Raw genomic sequence first — 17,183 nt, 5'->3', positions numbered from 1 at the left:
CCGGGCTTGTTATGGCGATACCCACGCGGTCGGATCCCGGCGCACCTGTCGTGCTCCGGACCCTCGCGTCTCGTGGGCGTCGAGAAGGCCTGCTGCATGCGGTTGTTCGTATTCGCCCTGCGGTCTCCGCATGACCGCAGGGCGTGTTGCGCAAACTGCTCCGATCAGGGCTTGATGTCGCGTCGCGCCGGGCCGACATAGAGCTGGCGCGGACGACCGATCTTGTACTCCGGATCGGTGATCATTTCGTTCCACTGCGTGATCCAGCCAACCGTACGGGCCAGCGCGAAAATGCAGGTGAACATCGAGGTCGGAATGCCGAGCGCCTTCTGCACGATGCCCGAGTAGAAGTCGACGTTCGGGTACAGCTTCTTCTCGATGAAGTACTCGTCTTCCAGCGCGATGCGTTCCAGTTCCATCGCCAGCTTGAACAGGCGGTCGTTCTGCAGGCCCAGTTCGGTCAGCACTTCGTGGCAGGTCTGGCGCATCAGCTTGGCGCGCGGATCGAAGTTCTTGTAGACGCGGTGTCCGAAGCCCATGAGCTTGAAACTGTCGTTCTTGTCCTTGGCGCGCGCAATGAATTCGGGCACGCGCGACACGTCGCCGATCTCTTCCAGCATCTGCAGGCAGGCTTCGTTCGCACCGCCATGCGCCGGACCCCACAGGCAGGCGATGCCGGCGGCGATCACCGCATACGGGTTGGCGCCCGACGAGCCGGCCAGACGCACGGTCGAGGTCGAGGCGTTCTGCTCGTGGTCTGCGTGCAGCGTGAAGATGCGGTCCAGCGCCTTGACCAGCACCGGATTCGGCTTGTACTCCTCGCACGGCGTACCGAACATCATGTACATGAAGTTGCCGGCGTAGCACAGGTCGTTGCGCGGGTACATGAAGGGCTGGCCGACCGAATACTTGTAGGCCATGGCGGCGATCGTCGGCATCTTGGCGATCAGACGGTTGATCGAAATGTCGCGATGCGCCTGATCGGAAATGTCCATGCCGTCATGGTAGAAGGCAGACAGTGCGCCGACCACACCGGCCATGATGGCCATCGGGTGCGCGTCACGGCGGAAGCCGGCGTAGAAACGGGCCAACTGTTCGTGCAGCAGTGTGTGACGCTTGATCTGGCTGACGTACTCGGCCTTTTCTTCGACGCTGGGCAATTCACTGTTCTTCAGCAGGTAACACACGTCAAGGAAGTCGCAGTGCTCGGCCAGCTGTTCGATCGGGTAACCGCGGTACCACAGCTCGCCCTTGTCGCCGTCGATGTAGGTGATGGTCGACTTGCAGCTTGCGGTGGAGAGGTAACCGGTGTCGTAGGTGAACATGCCGGTCTTGGCATACATCGAACGGATATCCACCACATCAGCGCCAGCGACGCCGCTCATGATCGGGAACTCGGTGGTCTGACCTTCGATGGTCAGCGTAGCAGTGCGTTGATTTGTCATGTCTAACCTCTTCACTTCCTCAAAATGGCCCGGATCGACTCCGTTGCGCTCTTACGCTGCACGCAACAGGTCAACCATCCCCTTCAGACGCGTCTCCTCGCACTGCTCGCGTCCGCTGACAATCGCCAACAAGGTGATGTCGTCGTAATGGAGCAGTTCGAACAACTCTGCCCTCTGGTCTGTAGTCAAGCTTTCAAGATGATGCTCGATGAAGCGCTGCAGGATCAGGTCGAGCTCGAGCAAACCGCGTCGGCAATGCCAGAGCAGCCGACCGGGGCTGACCTGCTGATCGTTCGCGCTGTCCATGCTCAGACGGCCCGGCGAACCATCATGTCCTTGATCTTGCCGATGGCGCGCGTCGGGTTCAACCCCTTCGGGCATACATCGACGCAGTTCATGATGGTATGGCAACGGAACAGTCGGTACGGATCTTCAAGGTTGTCGAGCCGTTCGCTGGTCGCCTGGTCGCGCGTGTCGGCGATGAAGCGGTAGGCGGCAAGCAGACCGGCCGGGCCGACGAACTTGTCCGGATTCCACCAGAAGGACGGGCAGGATGTCGAGCAGCATGCGCAGAGGATGCACTCGTACAGGCCGTTCAGTTCCTCGCGATCTTCCGGCGACTGCAGGCGCTCGCGCTCGGGCGGGTGTTCCGGGTTGATCAGGTAGGGCTTGATCGAGTGGTACTGCTTGAAGAACTGGGTCATGTCGACGATCAGGTCGCGCACCACCGGCAGGCCCGGCAACGGGCGCAGCACGATGGGCGTGGCGATCGAATCCATGTCGGTCAGACAGGCCAGACCGTTCTTGCCGTTGATGTTCATCGCATCCGAGCCGCACACGCCTTCGCGGCACGAGCGGCGGAACGACAGCGTGTCATCCACATCCTTGAGTTTGGTCAGCGCATCGAGCAGCTTGCGTTCGGTGCCGTCGAGCTCAAGCGAGATCGACTGCATGTAGGGCTTCTCGTCGCGGTCCGGGTCGTAGCGGTAGATACTGAATTCGACAGTACGGGCGGTCATCCTGTGATCCTCAGTAAGCGCGCTTCTTCAGCGCGATGGTGTCAACGGTCAGCGGCGTCATGTTCACCGGCTTGTAGTCGAGCTTGTTGCCCTCGCGGTACCACAGCGTGTGCTTGAGCCAGTTGGCGTCGTCGCGGCCGTCCGGAAACTCCGGGCTGTCGATCGCGTCGTCACGCACGTGGGCACCGCGCGATTCGGTGCGCGCATTGGCCGACACCATGGTCGCCTTGGCGACCTCGATCAGGTTGTCCAGTTCGAGCGCTTCGAGACGCGCGGTATTGAATACCTTGGACTTGTCCTTGATTTCGGTGTTGGCCACCTGCTGTTCGATCTCGGTGATCTTGCTGACACCTTCTTCCAGCATGTGCTTGAAGCGGAACACGCCACAGTGGGCCTGCATCGTGCGCTGCATCGCCAGCCGGGTCGCGCCGACGGCAGTGCCACCTGTTTGCGTGTCGAGCCGGTTCAGGCGCGACAGCGAGTAGTCGGCCGCGTTGACGGGCAGCGGCTTGTGTGCCACCGGCTGCGCCTTGATGTACTCGACCATCGACTCGCCGGACGACTTGCCGAACACCAGCAGGTCGAGCAGCGAATTCGTGCCCAGTCGGTTGGCGCCATGCACCGATGCACAGGCACACTCACCGGCAGCGTAGAAGCCGGGTACCGGCTCGCTCGGGTTGCCGTTCTTCGGCATGACGACTTCGCCGTGGTAATTGGTCGGGATGCCGCCCATCTGGTAATGACAGGTCGGCACCACCGGCAGCGGTTCCTTGATCGCATCGACACCTGCAAACTGGATGCCGATTTCGCGGATGCCCGGCAGGCGCTTCATGATCGTGGCCGGATCAAGGTGGGTGATGTCCAGCATCACGTGATCCTTGTTCGGACCACAACCGCGACCTTCGTTGATTTCGGTCACCATGGCGCGCGACACCACGTCGCGCGAAGCAAGATCCTTGGCGTTCGGCGCGTAACGCTCCATGAAGCGCTCGCCATCGGCGTTGCGCAGGATGCCGCCTTCGCCGCGCACGCCTTCGGTGATCAGCACGCCCGCGCCGGCCACGCCGGTCGGGTGGAACTGCCAGAACTCCATGTCTTCCAGCGGAATGCCGGCGCGTGCCGCCATGCCCACGCCATCGCCGGTGTTGATGAAGGCGTTGGTCGAACTGTAGTAGATGCGGCCGGCGCCACCGGTGGCGAACAGCACCGCCTTTGCATGGAAGATGTAGACCTCGCCCGATTCCATTTCCATCGCCGTCACGCCAACCACATCACCCGCGTCGTCGCGGATCAGGTCGAGGGCCATCCATTCGATGAAGAACTGGGTGTTGGCCTTGACGTTGCGCTGGTACATCGCATGCAGCATCGCGTGACCGGTGCGGTCGGCGGCCGCACAGGAGCGGCGCACCGGCTTCTCGCCGAAGTTCGACATGTGACCGCCGAACGGGCGCTGATATATCTTGCCGCTGTCCAGGCGGTCGAACGGCATGCCGTAGTGTTCGAGCTCGATCACGACTTCGTTGGCCTTGCGGCACATGAATTCGATCGCGTCCTGGTCGCCGAGCCAGTCGGAACCCTTGACCGTGTCGTACATGTGCCAGTGCCAGTGGTCCTCCTCGGAATTCCCGAGCGACGCCGCCACACCGCCCTGAGCCGCCACGGTGTGGGAACGGGTCGGAAACACCTTCGACAGCACGGCCGTGCGCAGACCGGCTTCCGACAGCTGGATCGCGGCGCGCAGGCCGGCGCCACCGGCGCCGACGATCACTGCGTCAAACTTGCGTATGGGTGTGCTCACTTACAGTCTCCACAAAACTTGCGCTGCCCAGCCCAGATAGCCGATCAGCAACAGCAGGGTCACCGCATGCAGCACGAGGCGCACGCTGGTGGGCTTGATGTAGTCCATGTAGATGTCGCGCACGCCGACCCAGGCGTGATACATCAGTGACGCAAAGAACAGGAAGGTCGCGAAACGCATGAACCCACCGGCGAACAGACCACGCCAGTTGTCGTAGTTCAATTCGCCCATGAAAAGCACGCCAACTGCGAAGATCAACGTATATACGGCCATCACGACCGCAGTGATGCGCTGGCCCAGCCAGTCCTTCAGCCCGTAATGGGCACCGACAACAACGCGAGTCACCACAGTTTCACCCCCAGAATCACGGTAAGCGTCAAGCTCACGACCAGCACTGCAACAGAACTTTTGCGCGCGGCAGCCAGTTCCAGCCCCTGGTGCATGTCGAGCAACAGGAAACGGATACCGGCGCAGAAATGGTGCAGGTAGGCCCACATAAGGCCCAGCAGAAGGAGCTTCGCAAGCGGATGACCCACCACCGTGCTGAAGGTATCGAAGGTTTCCGGCGAGCCGAGGCTGGCGGCAAAAAGCCACAACAGCAGCGGCAGACAGAGAAACAGCCCGGCACCGCTGACCCGGTGCAGGATGGACACGATGCCCGGGATCGGCAGCCGTATTGCGGTCAGCTGCAGGTGTTTCGGTCGGGTCTTGCTGGCTGTATTGGCCATCTGGCTCGCTCTCCTAGAATGATCGTGTGGCAGGAAACGGGATTGCGCCGGCTCTGCTAACTCAGGGTGTTCAGGTAGTAGTGATCAGCGGTGGAGCACAGGCCACGCCGCCATTCGACCGGTTCGTCATCATAGGTATAGGCGACACGCTCGACCGACAGCAGCGGCGTGTTTTCCTGCACCTCGAGATATTCGGCGCTCTGGCGATCTGCCGGCACTGCGCGCAAGCGCTCTTCCGCGCGCACCATGCGCACGCCGAAGCGCGTTTCGAAAAAAGAGTACAGGGAGCCCTGGTGTTCCTTGAGCACATCGAGATTCAGCCCGGGGAACAGGTCTCCGCGCAGATAGATTTCGTCTATCACGACCGGCTTGCCGGCAAACTTGAGCAAACGGCGCACGATGATGATCTGCGAGCCCACCTCGACGTCGAGCGTGCGGGCCACTTCCTGGCCTGCGCGGGCCCGCCAGCATTCGAGCGGCACGCTCTGTGATGTTTCGATGCTGCCGTTGATCGGAGCGAGGCGGAGAAAACGGAAGAAGGCACGCGGATCGTGATGCGTCGCAACAAAGGTCCCCTTGCCTTGTTTGCGCACCAGCAGGTTGTCGGCCGCCATCTCGTCGATGGCCTTGCGCACCGTACCCTGACTCACGCTGAAGCGCTGGGCCAGTTCGGTTTCGCTCGGTATCGACTCACCCGGACGCCATTCGCCGCTCTGCAGCGCCTGGGTCAGCAGCACACGTATCTGGCGATACAGCGGACTGAACGTTGGGGATTCCTGTGCCATGCAACAATTTCAGCACAGAAATCCCATCACGTCTACAAGGTGTCTCATGTCTTATATATGATATAAATCGTTCCCGCGCTGACAGGCGCCCGGAAACCCGGCTTGTTCCGCTCCGGTACGTCTGTCTTGTGCTGTGTGTCAAAACACCGCAGGTCGGCCATAATCCTGCCGCGCACAACGCATTTTTACGCACCCGTCCCATCCTCATCCAGGAGACTCACATGTCAAAGACGCCCCTCCGCGTCGCGGTGACCGGCGCCGCCGGTCAAATCGGTTATGCCCTGCTGTTCCGTATTGCCAGCGGCGAAATGCTGGGCAAGGACCAGCCGGTCATCCTTCAACTGCTCGACCTGCCGCAGGCCCAGAAGGCGCTGACCGGCGTGATGATGGAACTGGACGACTGCGCGTTTCCGCTGCTCGCCGGCATGGTCGCCACCGATGACCCGAACGTCGCGTTCAAGGATGCCGACTTTGCCCTGCTCGTCGGCGCACGTCCGCGTGGCCCCGGCATGGAACGCAAGGACCTGCTGACCGAGAACGCCAAGATCTTCACCGTGCAAGGTGCCGCAATCGGCGCGCATGCCGCCCCGACCTGCAAGATCCTGGTGGTCGGCAATCCCTGCAACACCAACGCCTACATCGCGCTGAAGACCGCTGCCAAGGCGGGTGGCCGCGTGCCGGCGAAGAATTTCACCGCCATGCTGCGTCTGGACCACAACCGTGCGCTGTCGCAGCTGGCAACCAAGCTGAACCGTCCGGTGGCTTCGTTCAGGAAGATGGCCGTGTGGGGCAACCACAGCCCGACGATGTATGCCGACTACCGTTTCGCGACGTCGAATGGCGACAGCGTGGCCCAGCTGGTGAACGACCAGGAGTGGAACGCCAAGACCTTCCTGCCGACCGTCGGCAAGCGCGGCGCCGCCATCATCGAGGCGCGCGGCCTGTCGTCGGCCGCCTCGGCCGCCAATGCGGCCATCGACCACATGCGCAACTGGCATCTGGGTTCGGATGGCGACTGGGTAACGATGGGTGTACCGTCGGATGGTTCGTACGGCATTCCGGAAGGCCTGATCTTCGGCTTCCCGTGCATCTGCGCCAACGGCGAGTACAGCATCGTCAAGGGCCTGGAAATCGACGAGTTCTCGAAGCCCTATGTGGCCAAGACGCTGGCCGAACTGGAAGAGGAGCGCGCCGGCGTCGCCGACCTGCTCTGATCCGTCAGGCTTGAAACAGAAGAAGCGGCCCGGTAACGTGGCCGCTTTTTTGTTGCCCGGACATCCCGCATGACCTCAGCCGCGCCGGTTCATCCACGCGACGTCCTCTATCAGGGCGAGCGGGCCTTCCCCATCCTCCCGGCCGTCGATCACTACGCCGGCTCGGAAAAGCTGATGCGCAAGGCGCTCGCGCTGCAGGGCGAACGGGGCCCGGTGTTCGACCTCACCTGCGATTGCGAGGACGGTGCCGCGGCCGGCAACGAAGGCGCACACCGCCTGCTGTGCGCGTCCATCATCAATGATGCCGACAACCTTTTCGGGCGGATCGGCGTGCGCATCCACGATGTCACGCATGCGCAGTGGAAAGCCGACATGGATGTTCTGGTCGGCGAAGCCGGCGACCGGCTGGCCTTCATCACGCTGCCCAAGGCGCGCTCCGCCGACGATGTACGCACCCAGCTCGACTGGCTGCGCACCTGCGAAACGCTGGCCGGCGTGAAGCGCGCGATTCCGGTGCATGTGCTGATCGAAAGCCACGGCGCGCTGCGCGAGGTGTGGGACATCGCGCGCCTCGATCGCGTCGAATCGCTCGATCTCGGGCTGATGGATTTCGTCAGCGCCCACCATGGCGCGCTGCCGGGCGACGCGATGAAAAGCCCGAAGCAGTTCGAGCACCCGATCATCGTGCGCGCCAAGTGCGAAATCGCCGCCGCGGCGCATGGGTGCGGGGTGGTGCCTACGCACAACGTCACCACCGAAATCCGCGACATCGAGTACATCCGGCGCGACGCCGAACAGGCGCGCCACGATTTCGGCTTCATGCGCATGTGGAGCATCCATCCGAACCAGATCGAGCCTATCCTGAGCGCCATGCGACCGGATTTCAGCGAAGTCGAAGACGCGATCGCCATCCTGTGCGCGGCACAGGACGCGAGCTGGGGGCCGACGCGCCACCGCGACACGCTGCACGATCGTGCGTCCTACCGCTACTACTGGGAGTTGCTGGCACGTGCCCACGCCACCGGCATGGCCCTGCCGGATGCGATGCGACACCGTTTTTTCTGACCCCAGATGCCGACCAGCCCGCCCCGTACCCGTGAATGTGCCGTGCTGTTTGCCGATCTGGTCGGCAGCACCCAGCTTTACGAACGCATGGGCGACACGGCCGCGTTCGCGCTGATCGACCGCTGCCTGCGCACCATGTGCGATTCGGTGATCGGCAGTTCCGGCACCGTCATAAAGATGACCGGCGACGGTCTGCTGGCGATTTTCCGCGCCTGCGACCACGCTGCTGAAACGACGCTAGCCATTCACCGCGACATCGACGGTCTGCCGCTGGCCAAGCACTTTTCACTCGGCGTGCGCACCGGCTTCCACTTCGGTCCGGTGGTCGAATCGGGCAACGACATCTATGGCGAGTCGGTGAACATAGCGGCCCGACTTTCGGAACTGGCCAGCCATGGCCGCGCCATCGTATCGACCGAAGCCGCCGTGCGGCTGAGCGAACACTGGCAACCGAAAATCCGCCCGCTGCCGCCGCGCGTCGTGAAGGGCGTCGCGCGCTCGGTCGAACTGTGCGAGATGCGCTGCGAGCATTCCGACCACGTCACCCAGATCGGCGGCCTGACGATGAGCAGCGGCCGGGTCGAAATGCGCGTCTATCACGGCGGCCGCGTCTGGCTGCTCGGCGATGAACACCCGCGGCTGCGCATGGGGCGCGACATCGATGTCGACATCGGCATCAAGGACGCGCGCGCTTCGCGCCAGCACTGCGACCTCGAATTCAGGCGCGACCGCTTCGTGCTGACCGACCGCTCGAGCAACGGCACCTTCGTCACCATCGAAGGCCGGCAGGAATTCGCGCTGACCCGCGAAGAAGTGGTCATCGACGGCCACGGCTGGCTGGCTTTCGGCTCGCCACGCAGCGCGGCGAGCGACGTGGTCGAGTTCTTCTGCCTCGGCTGATCGCACCGAACCTGCGGCGTATCCTCAGCGACTTGTGCAGATTGGAAGTCTTTGATGGACCACGCCCGAAAGTATCTTCTCGCCACCCGTGCGATTCACGGCCACACCGCCGATGACGCCTACGGTAGTCCCTACCCGCCGATCTACAACACCACCACCTTCGGTTTCGGTTCGACGGCCGACCTGCTCGATGTGATCGACGGCCGCACGCGCGGCGGGCTGTACACGCGTTACGGGCTGAACCCGACGATCTACGCGCTGGAGGAGACGCTCGCCGGTCTCGAGTCGGCCGAGGCCGCGTGGGTGTTCTCTTCCGGCATGGCGGCGCTGAGCGCGCTGTTCCTGACGCACGGCCGCGCAGGCATCGTCTGCGTCGGTGACGCCTATGGCGGCACGCTGGAACTGCTGGGCCAGCAGTTGCCCGGTCTCGGGCTGCGCACGTACTGCATCCTGGGCAATGAGGGTGACAGGCTGGATGCCCTGCTCGCAGACGGCGTGAAGCTGGTGTTCTTCGAAACGCCGACCAATCCGACGCTGGACATCGTCGATATCCGCGCCATGGCCGGCAAGGCGCATGCGCACGGTGCGCTGGTCGCCATCGACAACACCTTCGCCTCGCCGGTGAACCAGCGTCCGCTGGAACTGGGCGCGGACCTCGTGATGCACAGCGCGACCAAATATCTGGGCGGTCACAGCGATCTCACCGCCGGCGTCCTGATGGGCAGCAAGGCGCTGCTCGAACCGGTGTGGGCCTGGCGCAAGAACCTCGGCACCGTGCCGTCACCGGAAACCGCCGCGCTGCTGTCGCGCAGCCTGCGCACGCTGGTCGTGCGCGTGCGTCAGCACAATGCCAGTGCGCTGGCGGTGGCCGAGGCCGTGGCGCGTCACCCGAAGATCGCTCGCGTGCATTACCCGGGCCTGCCGGAAGCGCCGGGCCACAGACTGGCGAAGGCGCAGATGGACGGCTTCGGCGGCATGTTGAGCATCGTCGTGCGCGGCGACGGCAGCGAAGCCACCCGCGTCGCCGACCGCCTGCGCCTGATCAGGCTGGCGCCCAGCCTGGGCGGCGTCGAAAGTCTGGTCACCCAGCCGTGCACCACCACCCATCACGGCCTCGCACCGGAAGAGCGCGCCCGACGCGGCATTCCGGACGCGATGCTGCGGCTGTCCATCGGCATCGAAGACGCCGATGACCTGATCGCGGATCTGCAGCAGGCACTGGGCGACGCCTGGTGCAGGTGCGTGACTTGCCCTAGAACCCGAAGCCCATCTGGCCGCCGTCATCGGCCTTCGCCTTGCGACGGCGACGCACGCCTTCGCGATCGGGGTTGCGGCTGCCGTGCTGCACGAATACGCGGCGCGCTTCGGCACCGGCCTCCGGCAGGCGGCGAACCGACCACACCGCATCGCGCGCCGCGCGGGCGGCAGCGAGGTGCTCGACCACCGGCGCCGGATAGTCGCGGCCGATCACGCAACCCGCCCGCATCTGCTCATCCGGCGTCATGCGCCACGGTTCGGCCAGCAATTCGATCGGTACGCGCGCCAGTTCCGGCAGCCAGCGGCGAACGAAAATGCCTTTCGGGTCCTGATCGATCTGCTGCTTGACCGGGTTGTAGATGCGCAGGGTGTTGATGCCGGTCACGCCGGACTGCATCTGCACCTGCGGGTAATGGATGCCCGGTTCGTAGTCGGTGAACAGGCGCGCCAGATGCAATGCAGGCTCGCGCCAGTGATTCCACAGCTGATAGGACGAAAACGCGATCAGCATGGCGCGCATGCGGAAATTGATCCAGCCGGTGGCAGCGAGCGAGCGCATGCAGGCATCGATGAACGGATAGCCGGTTTCGCCACGGCACCACGCGGCGTGGCGGGCAGCCGAAAAGTCCGCCTCGCGCAGCCCTTCGTACAGACGATTCACCGGGTGGAATTCGATCTCCGGTTCGGATTCCAGCTTCTGCATAAAGTGACAGTGCCAGTGCAGCCGGCTTTCGAACGACTTCAGGCCGGCCAGCGCCGCCGCAGCCTGCGGAACGTGGGCACGAGCCAGCCAGCTGGAACGCGCACGCCACACCGCATGCACCACCTCGCGCAACGACACGATACCCAGGGCCAGATGCGGCGACAGGCGCGAGCAATCGTCGCCGGCCGACAGCGGGCTGGACATGCCGCGCCGGTAGCGCAGCACGCGCTCATCGAGAAACTGATCGAGTTCATTCAGCGCCCGCGCCCTGCCCGCGCGCTGACGCCCGTCGATGTCGCGCGATGCCAGGCCGATCGCCGCGGCGTCCGGCGGCGCCACACACATCATGCCAGCCAGCCTCGCCGGTGTGATGCGCGGCGGCGGGCCGGCCGGCGCCGGGCGCATGACCGTCATCCAGTGCGCGGACCACTCGTCGCGATCGCGCAGACGCCGGACCACCGCACCATTGGGAAACTCGCGCCACGGAACCCCCTGGGCACGGCACCATGCAGCCACCGCGCGGTCCCTGGCAAAGCTCGACGCATTGCCGGTCTCTTCATGGCTCCACAGCCCTGCGATGCGTTGGCCGCGATGCAGCGCATCGAACACCCCGGGCAGCGCGCCGCGCAGGCGCAGCAGACGCAGGCCGATGTCCGCGAGCGCGGCGTCGAGCTCATCGAGTGCTTCGTTCAGGAAGCCAAGGTGACGGGCATCTGCATCGGGCGCGCCCAGCAGCGCGTCTTCGTAGACGTACAGGGCGAGCACCGGGCCAGCCAGCGCCGCCGCGCGCAGCGGCGCGTGATCCGTGATGCGCAGGTCGCGCTTGAACCAGACGACCTGCATCGCCGGTTCAGGGCAACGCCAGTGCCGACGCGGCGAGGCAGATCGTGACGATGACGCTGAGCAGCGTGCGCAGCTGCAGGTACCAGGGTTCGAGCGTCAGCGTGCGCGCGAGCCGCGCGTCCATCCACCAGCAGGCGGGCACGGCGGCACACAGCAGCCAGAAGCCGGTGCCGAGCGGCGCCAGCAGCGCCAGCCAGGCCAGCAGCGACGGCAGCACGCCCCAGCCGAGCGCCTGCCACAGCGCGGCGCGGTCGAGCGTGGCATCACGCATCGCCAGTCCCCAGTGCAGCGCACCGATGAAACTGACGATGGTGGCCGCATAGGCCAGCTGGGCCAGGGCAATCCAGCCGCGTGGCGCGGCGTCGACATACATCGCGACCGTCAGGCCGACGAACGGGATCAGCCCGGCCAGACCCAGCACCCGGGCCGGCGCGCGCGCCAGCGGATTCAGTACGGTATTCATGGGCATCAGCGGTGCCAGGGCCGGCCCACCACGGCTTTCGGCGCCACGTTTTGCCAGAAGCGCGTGAACGACGGCATGGCGCGCGGCGGGTCGTCGAACTGCCGCGCCACCGGTTCGGCCAGCATGCCTGCTTCGGCGATCGCCTCGCGATAGCCCGGGTTGTACGTCTGCATGGTCATCAGCCGCACACCGCCGAGCTGCCGATGCAGGGTCTTCGCATCGCCGACGACGATGCCGTCGCAGGCCTCGCGCATCCGGGCTAGCACGAACTGCCAGCGCGCCTCGTTCCACGCAAAGCGTTCGTGGAACGACGGTTCGATCCAGCCGATCACCCGTCCCTGCGGCGGACAGCCGAGCGACCAAGGGTGCATCAGCCACACCTCGTCATCCTGCGGCATCGACCAGTTGTCGGGATCCAGCACGGCACCCACCGGCGGCTCGTCGATCGCTCCGGTACGCAGGCTGTGCGGGCGGCAGTCGCCGCCGTGACGGGCAAGCTGGTCGAGCGCGTCGTATCCGGCATCGAGCACCGTATCGCGACTGGCCCACTGCGGTGCGTAGCGCTCCACGTTCTCCGCGTTGAACAGATAGGGCTTGCCGGTCAGCGTGCCGGCCACCCACTGCCAGGACAACGTATTGGACGCGAGATCGCCATCGAGCAGGTGGCGATACATCCACATCGCGCCGGCGCGCCAGTCGGTCTTGCGCAGATGCACGACATAGCTGGCCAGCCACATCCGGGCATGGTTGTGCAGATAACCGGTGCGGTACAGCGTGCGCACCGCCTGATCGATCACCGGCACACCGGTGCGTCCTTCGACGACATCCTGCGGCATGGCTGGCGCGTAGTGCGGGGCAGGTGGCGGGCGGCGCGACTCGAAGATGTCGTCGCCCCAGTGCCGCCATAGGTGATGGAAATACTCGCGCCACGCCAGTTCGAACACGATCTTGTCTTCCGGCGCCAGCGCGCAGCGCTGCGACAGGCGCTCGATCACCTGCGGCACGTCGACGAAGCCGTGCGTCAGGTACGGCGACACGCGGCTGACCGCGCCATCGATGTGGTTGCGCGTGCGGGCGTACGTCATCGGCTGGATGGCGTCGATGCGTGCCAGTGCCGCAGCGACGGACGCCGGAAAGTCGGCCACGCCGCCGGTGGCGTCGGCAAAGTGCGGGTCGGAAAAAAGGTCTGTCATGTCGGGGTGTTCACCTGTGTCATCTGAGGACACAGACCCGAAGAAGCGGTAAAAAATCCCGCTGTCGCAGGGCAGGACTCAGACAACCGGACCAAGCCGGCGCGGGGGCCTATCGGCTGACCAGCGCGAGCATCAGAGGCGTCGTCACGGCGGCCAGTGCGGTCGATATCAGAAGGCTGCCGGCCACCGGGCCCTGCATGACCTGGAACTGGCGCGACATCAGATAGACGTTGGCACCGACCGACAGCGAGGCGAGCAGCACGACGGTGCGCGTTTCAGTTTCGGGAAGGCCCAGCGCCACCGCCAGTCCCCAGACGATCAGCGGATGCAGACCCAGCTTGAGCACGCTGATCGACGCGCTCTGCCGCCAGTGCGAGCGCACACCGAATTCGGCCAGCCCCATGCCGAGCGCAATCAGCGACAGCGGCAGCGCGGCGTCGGCCAGCATTTTCAGCGGCTGATCGATCAGCCCGGGCAGCGTCAGTCCGCTCAGACCGAACAGCGTACCGGCGAGAATCGCGGCCACCAGCGGGTTCGTGAGCACGCCGCGCGCGGTCTTGCCGAATCCGGCCAGCGTCAGCGCACCGTGGCGCGCCCATTCCACCGAAACAGTGACCAGCGTCCACAGGATCAGGGCGTTGAACACAACCACCAGCGCCGCCGACGGCATGGCCGACTCGCCGAGCAGCGTATGCGTCAGCGGCAGTCCGAGCAGCACATTGTTGGAAAACACGCCCCCCAGCGCGAACAGCGACTGCGACACGCCGTCCAGACCGAACAACCGCGCCGACACGAGGCGGCCGATCACGAACACGATCAGGCAGGCACCGAAAAAGGCAATCAGCAGGCCCGCATCGACCGGCGGCAGACTGGCGAAGCCGCTCATCAGGCGGAACAGCATGGCCGGCAGTGCAATGGTGAACACGAATTTCGCCAGCGCATCGGCGCCGGCCTTGTTCCAGCCACCCCATTTCATGATGGCGTAGCCGACGAACACCAGGACGAACAGCGGCGCGGCCAGCAGGATCTGTTGCAGGGCCGGGTTCATGGATGCACCACGCGGCAGTCCGGGCAGCATGTGAAATGCGAACGACAAGGGAGTTCGAACACGGAAGCGGGCGGCAACTGCGAAGGATGAACGACGCGCAGGATAGCAGCGGGCGCTGATGCCATCACGGGGTCACGTATTCAAGAGTGCGCGGTGCACTGCCGTTAGCACCACTTAACTTCTCCATTCGAGCGTCCTTCATGGCCCAAGCAACGTTAGCAGTGGTAGCGGAGGCCGAAACGCCCTGCGGAGCCGACATCGTCCACAGCACCAGTGGCGTGTCGGCGCGATACAAGGGTTTGAAGCTGACCAGTCACTTCCAGCCCATCTTCAGCCTCTCGCACTGCCGCGCCATCGGCCACGAAGGCCTGCTGCGCGCAGCCGACGCCGACCTCAACCCGGTGGCACCGGGACGGGTCATCGCCAGCACGTCGGGCTACGAAGACCTGCGCTATCTCGATCAGCTGTGCCGCTATCTGCACGTAAACAACCATTCGGCCCACGATACTCACGGCGGCTGGCTGTTCCTGAACATCCATCCGGAAGTGTTCCGGCGCGGCCCGGACAGCGACCTGTCGGACTTCCTGCCCGAGTTGTGCGAACACCCGGACATCGATGCTCGCCGCATCGTCATCGAAGTGATGGAGCAAGCCGTATCCGAACACGCCGGCTTTGCCCGCACGGTCGACTACCTGCGCGAAATGGGCTGCATGATTGCGCTCGACGACTTCGGCGCCGGCCATTCAAATTTCGATCGCATCTGGTCGCTGCAGCCGGAAATCGTCAAGCTCGACCGTTCCTTCGCGATCAAGTCGGTGGATGATCCGTCGGCCCGTCGCCTGCTGCCGCAGATCGTCAGCCTTATCCACGAAGCCGGCTCGCTGGTGCTGCTCGAAGGTGTCGAAACCGAAGCGCAGGCCCTGGCCGCATTCGATTCGGACATCGATTTCGTGCAGGGCTTCTATTTCGCCATGCCGGCCGCCGCGCCAATCGATACGCGCGAAGTGAGCCCGGTGATCAATGCGCTGTGGGACCGCTTCAACACCACGCGCGGCACCGGCGCCCAGCGTTACCGCGAACTGATCGGCCCCTACATCCACGCCATGGGCGGCTGCGCCGTGCTGCTCGAGGAAGGTGTGCCGATGGCCGAGGCCTGCCAGGCCTTCCTGCAACTTGAACGCGCCGACTGCTGTTTCCTGCTCGATGAGCAGGGCCGTCAGGTCGGCCGCAATGTGCGTCCTGCCCATTCCGCCGGCCCTGAAGAAAGCCAGTACCGCGCGCTGTCGATCAACCGCCACGCCCGCTGGTCGCGCCGCCCTTACTTCCGGCGCGCGGTCGACAATCTGGGCAAGGTGCAGGTCACCCGTCCCTACCTGTCGATTTCATCCGGCGTGCTGTGCGTCACCGTATCGGTCGCCTATCGCGACTGGGATGACGAATTGCGCGTGCTGTGCGGCGACCTGCACTGGCCGCAGGTGGTCTGACGCACCGGGACGCCGCGACACGATTGAACCGTCGCACGCGCGACCTGTCTTCAACGTCGTTGCCGTGTTACCTTTTTCCGATGAATGCATTTTCCAACCTGATGCGCCCCTGGATGCGGACCCTGGTCCTGCTGATCCTGGTCGGCGCCGTGCCGCTGCAGGCGTTCGCGCTGCAGTGCCAGGTTCGTTGCGCACTCGCCGATCCGGCGATGCCCGGGCAGGTGCAGCTCGATGCCGCCATGGATGACGCCATGTCCGGCCATGATTGCCACAGTGCGGTCGACGTGTCCGACGACTGCCCGAATGATGGACAGTGCGGTGCGCAGTGCGCTGCTGCCCACGCGATCGCGCTGCCGATGACTGGCGCCACACATTGTCCGGCGGCAATTGACCGGGTCAGCGCACAGCCCGCGCCCGACCGGTCGTCGCATACGCCACTTCCTCCCGAACGTCCGCCCAGACACGGCTGAACACGCCGATCGCGACGCCTGCGCGTCGCAGCCGTTGTTCAACGTTCAGGAGTTCATCATGCTCGATCCATCGGGTTCGCCCGCGCGCGACTTCCGCTCGCGTACGCTGGCCGCCCTTGCGCTCACTGCGCTCGCCGGCCAGGCGCACGCTGGTTTCTTCATTCCGCGCGACATCACGATGTTCATGTTCACTGCGTCACCCGACGCCCAGATGGCCGAAGTGGCGCACGGCTTCCGCGCCGACCTGTCGGTGGCCGCCGGCCAGTCGCGCTACCTGTCGGACGACGAAAGCATCGAACGCCGTTACACCACGCTGCAGGCCAACTGGCTGGTGCATCGCCACTACGGCCGGGACGGCATCGCCAATGCATATATATATGGCGGACCACTCGCCGCACGCGGCAGCGCCTACGACGAAGGTGGCACCGACAGCGGCAGCCGCAGCGGTGTGCATGGCGGTTTCTGGATGGACTACGAAACCCGGCGCATCTACACCCGGCTGTCCACCCACCTGTACCACGCCGGCAGCCAGACCCAGGCGGTCACCACCGCCCAGGCGCTGTGGGCGCCCTACGCCGCCGACTACGAAGACATCGCGCTGTGGTTCGGCCTGCAGGCCGAACGGCGCAGCACCCTGTCGGACGCAACCCAGATCACCCCGCTGGTGCGGCTGTTCCAGCGCCGCTGGTGGGTGGACGTCGGTGTCAGCGTCAACAGCCAGCATCGCGGCGACGGCTTCGTAAACGTCATGCTTCTATTTTGAATTCA

At 64.7% G+C, this 17,183-nt stretch carries 17 protein-coding genes and 1 pseudogene; 7 read left to right on the top strand and 11 right to left on the bottom strand.

What is annotated here, in order from left to right; genetic code table 11:
• Window positions 1-164: 164 nt before the first annotated feature.
• The 7 genes from gltA to NMQ14_RS12250 are packed head-to-tail and all read right to left on the bottom strand — an operon-like array spanning window position 165 to window position 5,775.
• On the bottom strand, window positions 165-1,445 hold the full coding sequence (gene gltA / locus NMQ14_RS12280; protein ID WP_257096553.1) for a citrate synthase: 1,281 nt from the start codon (window positions 1,443-1,445) through the stop codon (window positions 165-167).
• Window positions 1,446-1,496: 51 nt separating this feature from the next.
• Window positions 1,497-1,751 (bottom strand): succinate dehydrogenase assembly factor 2, encoded by a 255-nt coding sequence (locus NMQ14_RS12275; RefSeq protein WP_257081172.1) that lies wholly within the window; start codon window positions 1,749-1,751, stop codon window positions 1,497-1,499.
• A gap of 2 nt (window positions 1,752-1,753) precedes the next feature.
• A complete protein-coding gene (locus NMQ14_RS12270; RefSeq protein WP_069037594.1) occupies window positions 1,754-2,464 on the bottom strand; it encodes a succinate dehydrogenase iron-sulfur subunit in 711 nt (236 codons plus the stop codon).
• Window positions 2,465-2,474: 10 nt separating this feature from the next.
• Window positions 2,475-4,262 (bottom strand): succinate dehydrogenase flavoprotein subunit, encoded by a 1,788-nt coding sequence (gene sdhA / locus NMQ14_RS12265; RefSeq protein WP_257096552.1) that lies wholly within the window; start codon window positions 4,260-4,262, stop codon window positions 2,475-2,477.
• Window positions 4,263-4,610 (bottom strand): succinate dehydrogenase, hydrophobic membrane anchor protein, encoded by a 348-nt coding sequence (gene sdhD / locus NMQ14_RS12260; RefSeq protein WP_257096550.1) that lies wholly within the window; start codon window positions 4,608-4,610, stop codon window positions 4,263-4,265.
• Complete coding sequence (gene sdhC / locus NMQ14_RS12255) at window positions 4,604-4,990, bottom strand: succinate dehydrogenase, cytochrome b556 subunit (RefSeq protein WP_257096548.1); 387 nt, start codon at window positions 4,988-4,990, stop codon at window positions 4,604-4,606. Before sdhC ends, sdhD begins: the two co-directional genes overlap by 7 nt.
• Window positions 4,991-5,046: 56 nt before the next feature.
• The gene (locus NMQ14_RS12250; protein ID WP_257096545.1) at window positions 5,047-5,775 is read right to left on the bottom strand and encodes a GntR family transcriptional regulator; all 729 of its coding nucleotides are present in this window, start codon (window positions 5,773-5,775) and stop codon (window positions 5,047-5,049) included.
• A 221-nt stretch (window positions 5,776-5,996) separates the two neighbouring features.
• Between NMQ14_RS12250 and NMQ14_RS12245 the strand changes: the two genes are divergently transcribed.
• The 4 genes and pseudogenes from NMQ14_RS12245 to NMQ14_RS12230 form a co-directional block, all read left to right on the top strand.
• Window positions 5,997-6,989, top strand: a complete 993-nt coding sequence (locus NMQ14_RS12245; RefSeq protein WP_069037599.1) for a malate dehydrogenase — start codon at window positions 5,997-5,999, stop codon at window positions 6,987-6,989.
• Window positions 6,990-7,058: 69 nt separating this feature from the next.
• Window positions 7,059-8,054: a CoA ester lyase gene (locus NMQ14_RS12240; RefSeq protein WP_257096542.1), complete on the top strand. Its 996-nt coding sequence runs from the start codon at window positions 7,059-7,061 to the stop codon at window positions 8,052-8,054.
• Window positions 8,055-8,060: 6 nt separating this feature from the next.
• Window positions 8,061-8,954 (top strand): adenylate/guanylate cyclase domain-containing protein, encoded by an 894-nt coding sequence (locus tag NMQ14_RS12235; protein ID WP_257096540.1) that lies wholly within the window; start codon window positions 8,061-8,063, stop codon window positions 8,952-8,954.
• Between the two features lie 54 nt (window positions 8,955-9,008).
• Window positions 9,009-10,163 (top strand): annotated as a pseudogene (locus NMQ14_RS12230) (PLP-dependent aspartate aminotransferase family protein); the annotation flags it as partial.
• A 43-nt stretch (window positions 10,164-10,206) separates the two neighbouring features.
• Here NMQ14_RS12230 and NMQ14_RS12225 read toward each other — a convergent pair.
• From NMQ14_RS12225 to NMQ14_RS12210, 4 genes are all read right to left on the bottom strand, one after another.
• On the bottom strand, window positions 10,207-11,757 hold the full coding sequence (locus tag NMQ14_RS12225) for a cryptochrome/deoxyribodipyrimidine photo-lyase family protein (RefSeq protein ID WP_257096538.1): 1,551 nt from the start codon (window positions 11,755-11,757) through the stop codon (window positions 10,207-10,209).
• Between the two features lie 7 nt (window positions 11,758-11,764).
• The gene (locus NMQ14_RS12220; RefSeq protein ID WP_257081161.1) at window positions 11,765-12,220 is read right to left on the bottom strand and encodes a DUF3429 domain-containing protein; all 456 of its coding nucleotides are present in this window, start codon (window positions 12,218-12,220) and stop codon (window positions 11,765-11,767) included.
• Between the two features lie 5 nt (window positions 12,221-12,225).
• Window positions 12,226-13,413, bottom strand: coding sequence for an FAD-binding domain-containing protein (locus NMQ14_RS12215; protein ID WP_257096536.1), 1,188 nt, complete (start codon window positions 13,411-13,413; stop codon window positions 12,226-12,228).
• Window positions 13,414-13,522: 109 nt separating this feature from the next.
• Window positions 13,523-14,461 (bottom strand): AEC family transporter, encoded by a 939-nt coding sequence (locus NMQ14_RS12210; RefSeq protein WP_257096534.1) that lies wholly within the window; start codon window positions 14,459-14,461, stop codon window positions 13,523-13,525.
• Window positions 14,462-14,661: 200 nt separating this feature from the next.
• On the opposite strand from NMQ14_RS12210, the gene NMQ14_RS12205 reads away from it, so the two are divergent.
• The 3 genes from NMQ14_RS12205 (at window position 14,662) to NMQ14_RS12195 (ending at window position 17,178) form a co-directional block, all read left to right on the top strand.
• Window positions 14,662-15,945, top strand: a complete 1,284-nt coding sequence (locus NMQ14_RS12205; protein WP_257096532.1) for an EAL domain-containing protein — start codon at window positions 14,662-14,664, stop codon at window positions 15,943-15,945.
• 113 nt (window positions 15,946-16,058) lie between these two features.
• Window positions 16,059-16,415 (top strand): hypothetical protein, encoded by a 357-nt coding sequence (locus NMQ14_RS12200; protein WP_257096530.1) that lies wholly within the window; start codon window positions 16,059-16,061, stop codon window positions 16,413-16,415.
• Between the two features lie 58 nt (window positions 16,416-16,473).
• Window positions 16,474-17,178, top strand: a complete 705-nt coding sequence (locus tag NMQ14_RS12195) for a hypothetical protein (protein ID WP_257096528.1) — start codon at window positions 16,474-16,476, stop codon at window positions 17,176-17,178.
• The last annotated feature ends 5 nt before the right edge of the window (window positions 17,179-17,183 follow it).

The organism is Methyloversatilis sp. XJ19-13 (assembly GCF_024580155.1).
Taxonomy (GTDB): Bacteria; Pseudomonadota; Gammaproteobacteria; order Burkholderiales; family Rhodocyclaceae; genus Methyloversatilis.
This window is presented reverse-complemented; position numbering and strand designations above follow the sequence as displayed.

Excerpts from the sequence above, each read along its gene's own strand:
- gltA (WP_257096553.1), bottom strand. The coding sequence starts at position 1,445 with ATGACAAATCAACGCACTGCTACGCTGACCATCGAAGGTCAGACCACC.
- NMQ14_RS12275 (WP_257081172.1), bottom strand. The coding sequence starts at position 1,751 with ATGGACAGCGCGAACGATCAGCAGGTCAGCCCCGGTCGGCTGCTCTGG.
- NMQ14_RS12270 (WP_069037594.1), bottom strand. The coding sequence starts at position 2,464 with ATGACCGCCCGTACTGTCGAATTCAGTATCTACCGCTACGACCCGGAC.
- sdhC (WP_257096548.1), bottom strand. The coding sequence starts at position 4,990 with ATGGCCAATACAGCCAGCAAGACCCGACCGAAACACCTGCAGCTGACC.
- NMQ14_RS12250 (WP_257096545.1), bottom strand. The coding sequence starts at position 5,775 with ATGGCACAGGAATCCCCAACGTTCAGTCCGCTGTATCGCCAGATACGT.
- NMQ14_RS12245 (WP_069037599.1), top strand. The coding sequence starts at position 5,997 with ATGTCAAAGACGCCCCTCCGCGTCGCGGTGACCGGCGCCGCCGGTCAA.
- NMQ14_RS12240 (WP_257096542.1), top strand. The coding sequence starts at position 7,059 with ATGACCTCAGCCGCGCCGGTTCATCCACGCGACGTCCTCTATCAGGGC.
- NMQ14_RS12235 (WP_257096540.1), top strand. The coding sequence starts at position 8,061 with ATGCCGACCAGCCCGCCCCGTACCCGTGAATGTGCCGTGCTGTTTGCC.
- NMQ14_RS12225 (WP_257096538.1), bottom strand. The coding sequence starts at position 11,757 with ATGCAGGTCGTCTGGTTCAAGCGCGACCTGCGCATCACGGATCACGCG.
- NMQ14_RS12220 (WP_257081161.1), bottom strand. The coding sequence starts at position 12,220 with ATGAATACCGTACTGAATCCGCTGGCGCGCGCGCCGGCCCGGGTGCTG.
- NMQ14_RS12215 (WP_257096536.1), bottom strand. The coding sequence starts at position 13,413 with ATGACAGACCTTTTTTCCGACCCGCACTTTGCCGACGCCACCGGCGGC.
- NMQ14_RS12210 (WP_257096534.1), bottom strand. The coding sequence starts at position 14,461 with ATGAACCCGGCCCTGCAACAGATCCTGCTGGCCGCGCCGCTGTTCGTC.
- NMQ14_RS12205 (WP_257096532.1), top strand. The coding sequence starts at position 14,662 with ATGGCCCAAGCAACGTTAGCAGTGGTAGCGGAGGCCGAAACGCCCTGC.
- NMQ14_RS12200 (WP_257096530.1), top strand. The coding sequence starts at position 16,059 with ATGCGGACCCTGGTCCTGCTGATCCTGGTCGGCGCCGTGCCGCTGCAG.
- NMQ14_RS12195 (WP_257096528.1), top strand. The coding sequence starts at position 16,474 with ATGCTCGATCCATCGGGTTCGCCCGCGCGCGACTTCCGCTCGCGTACG.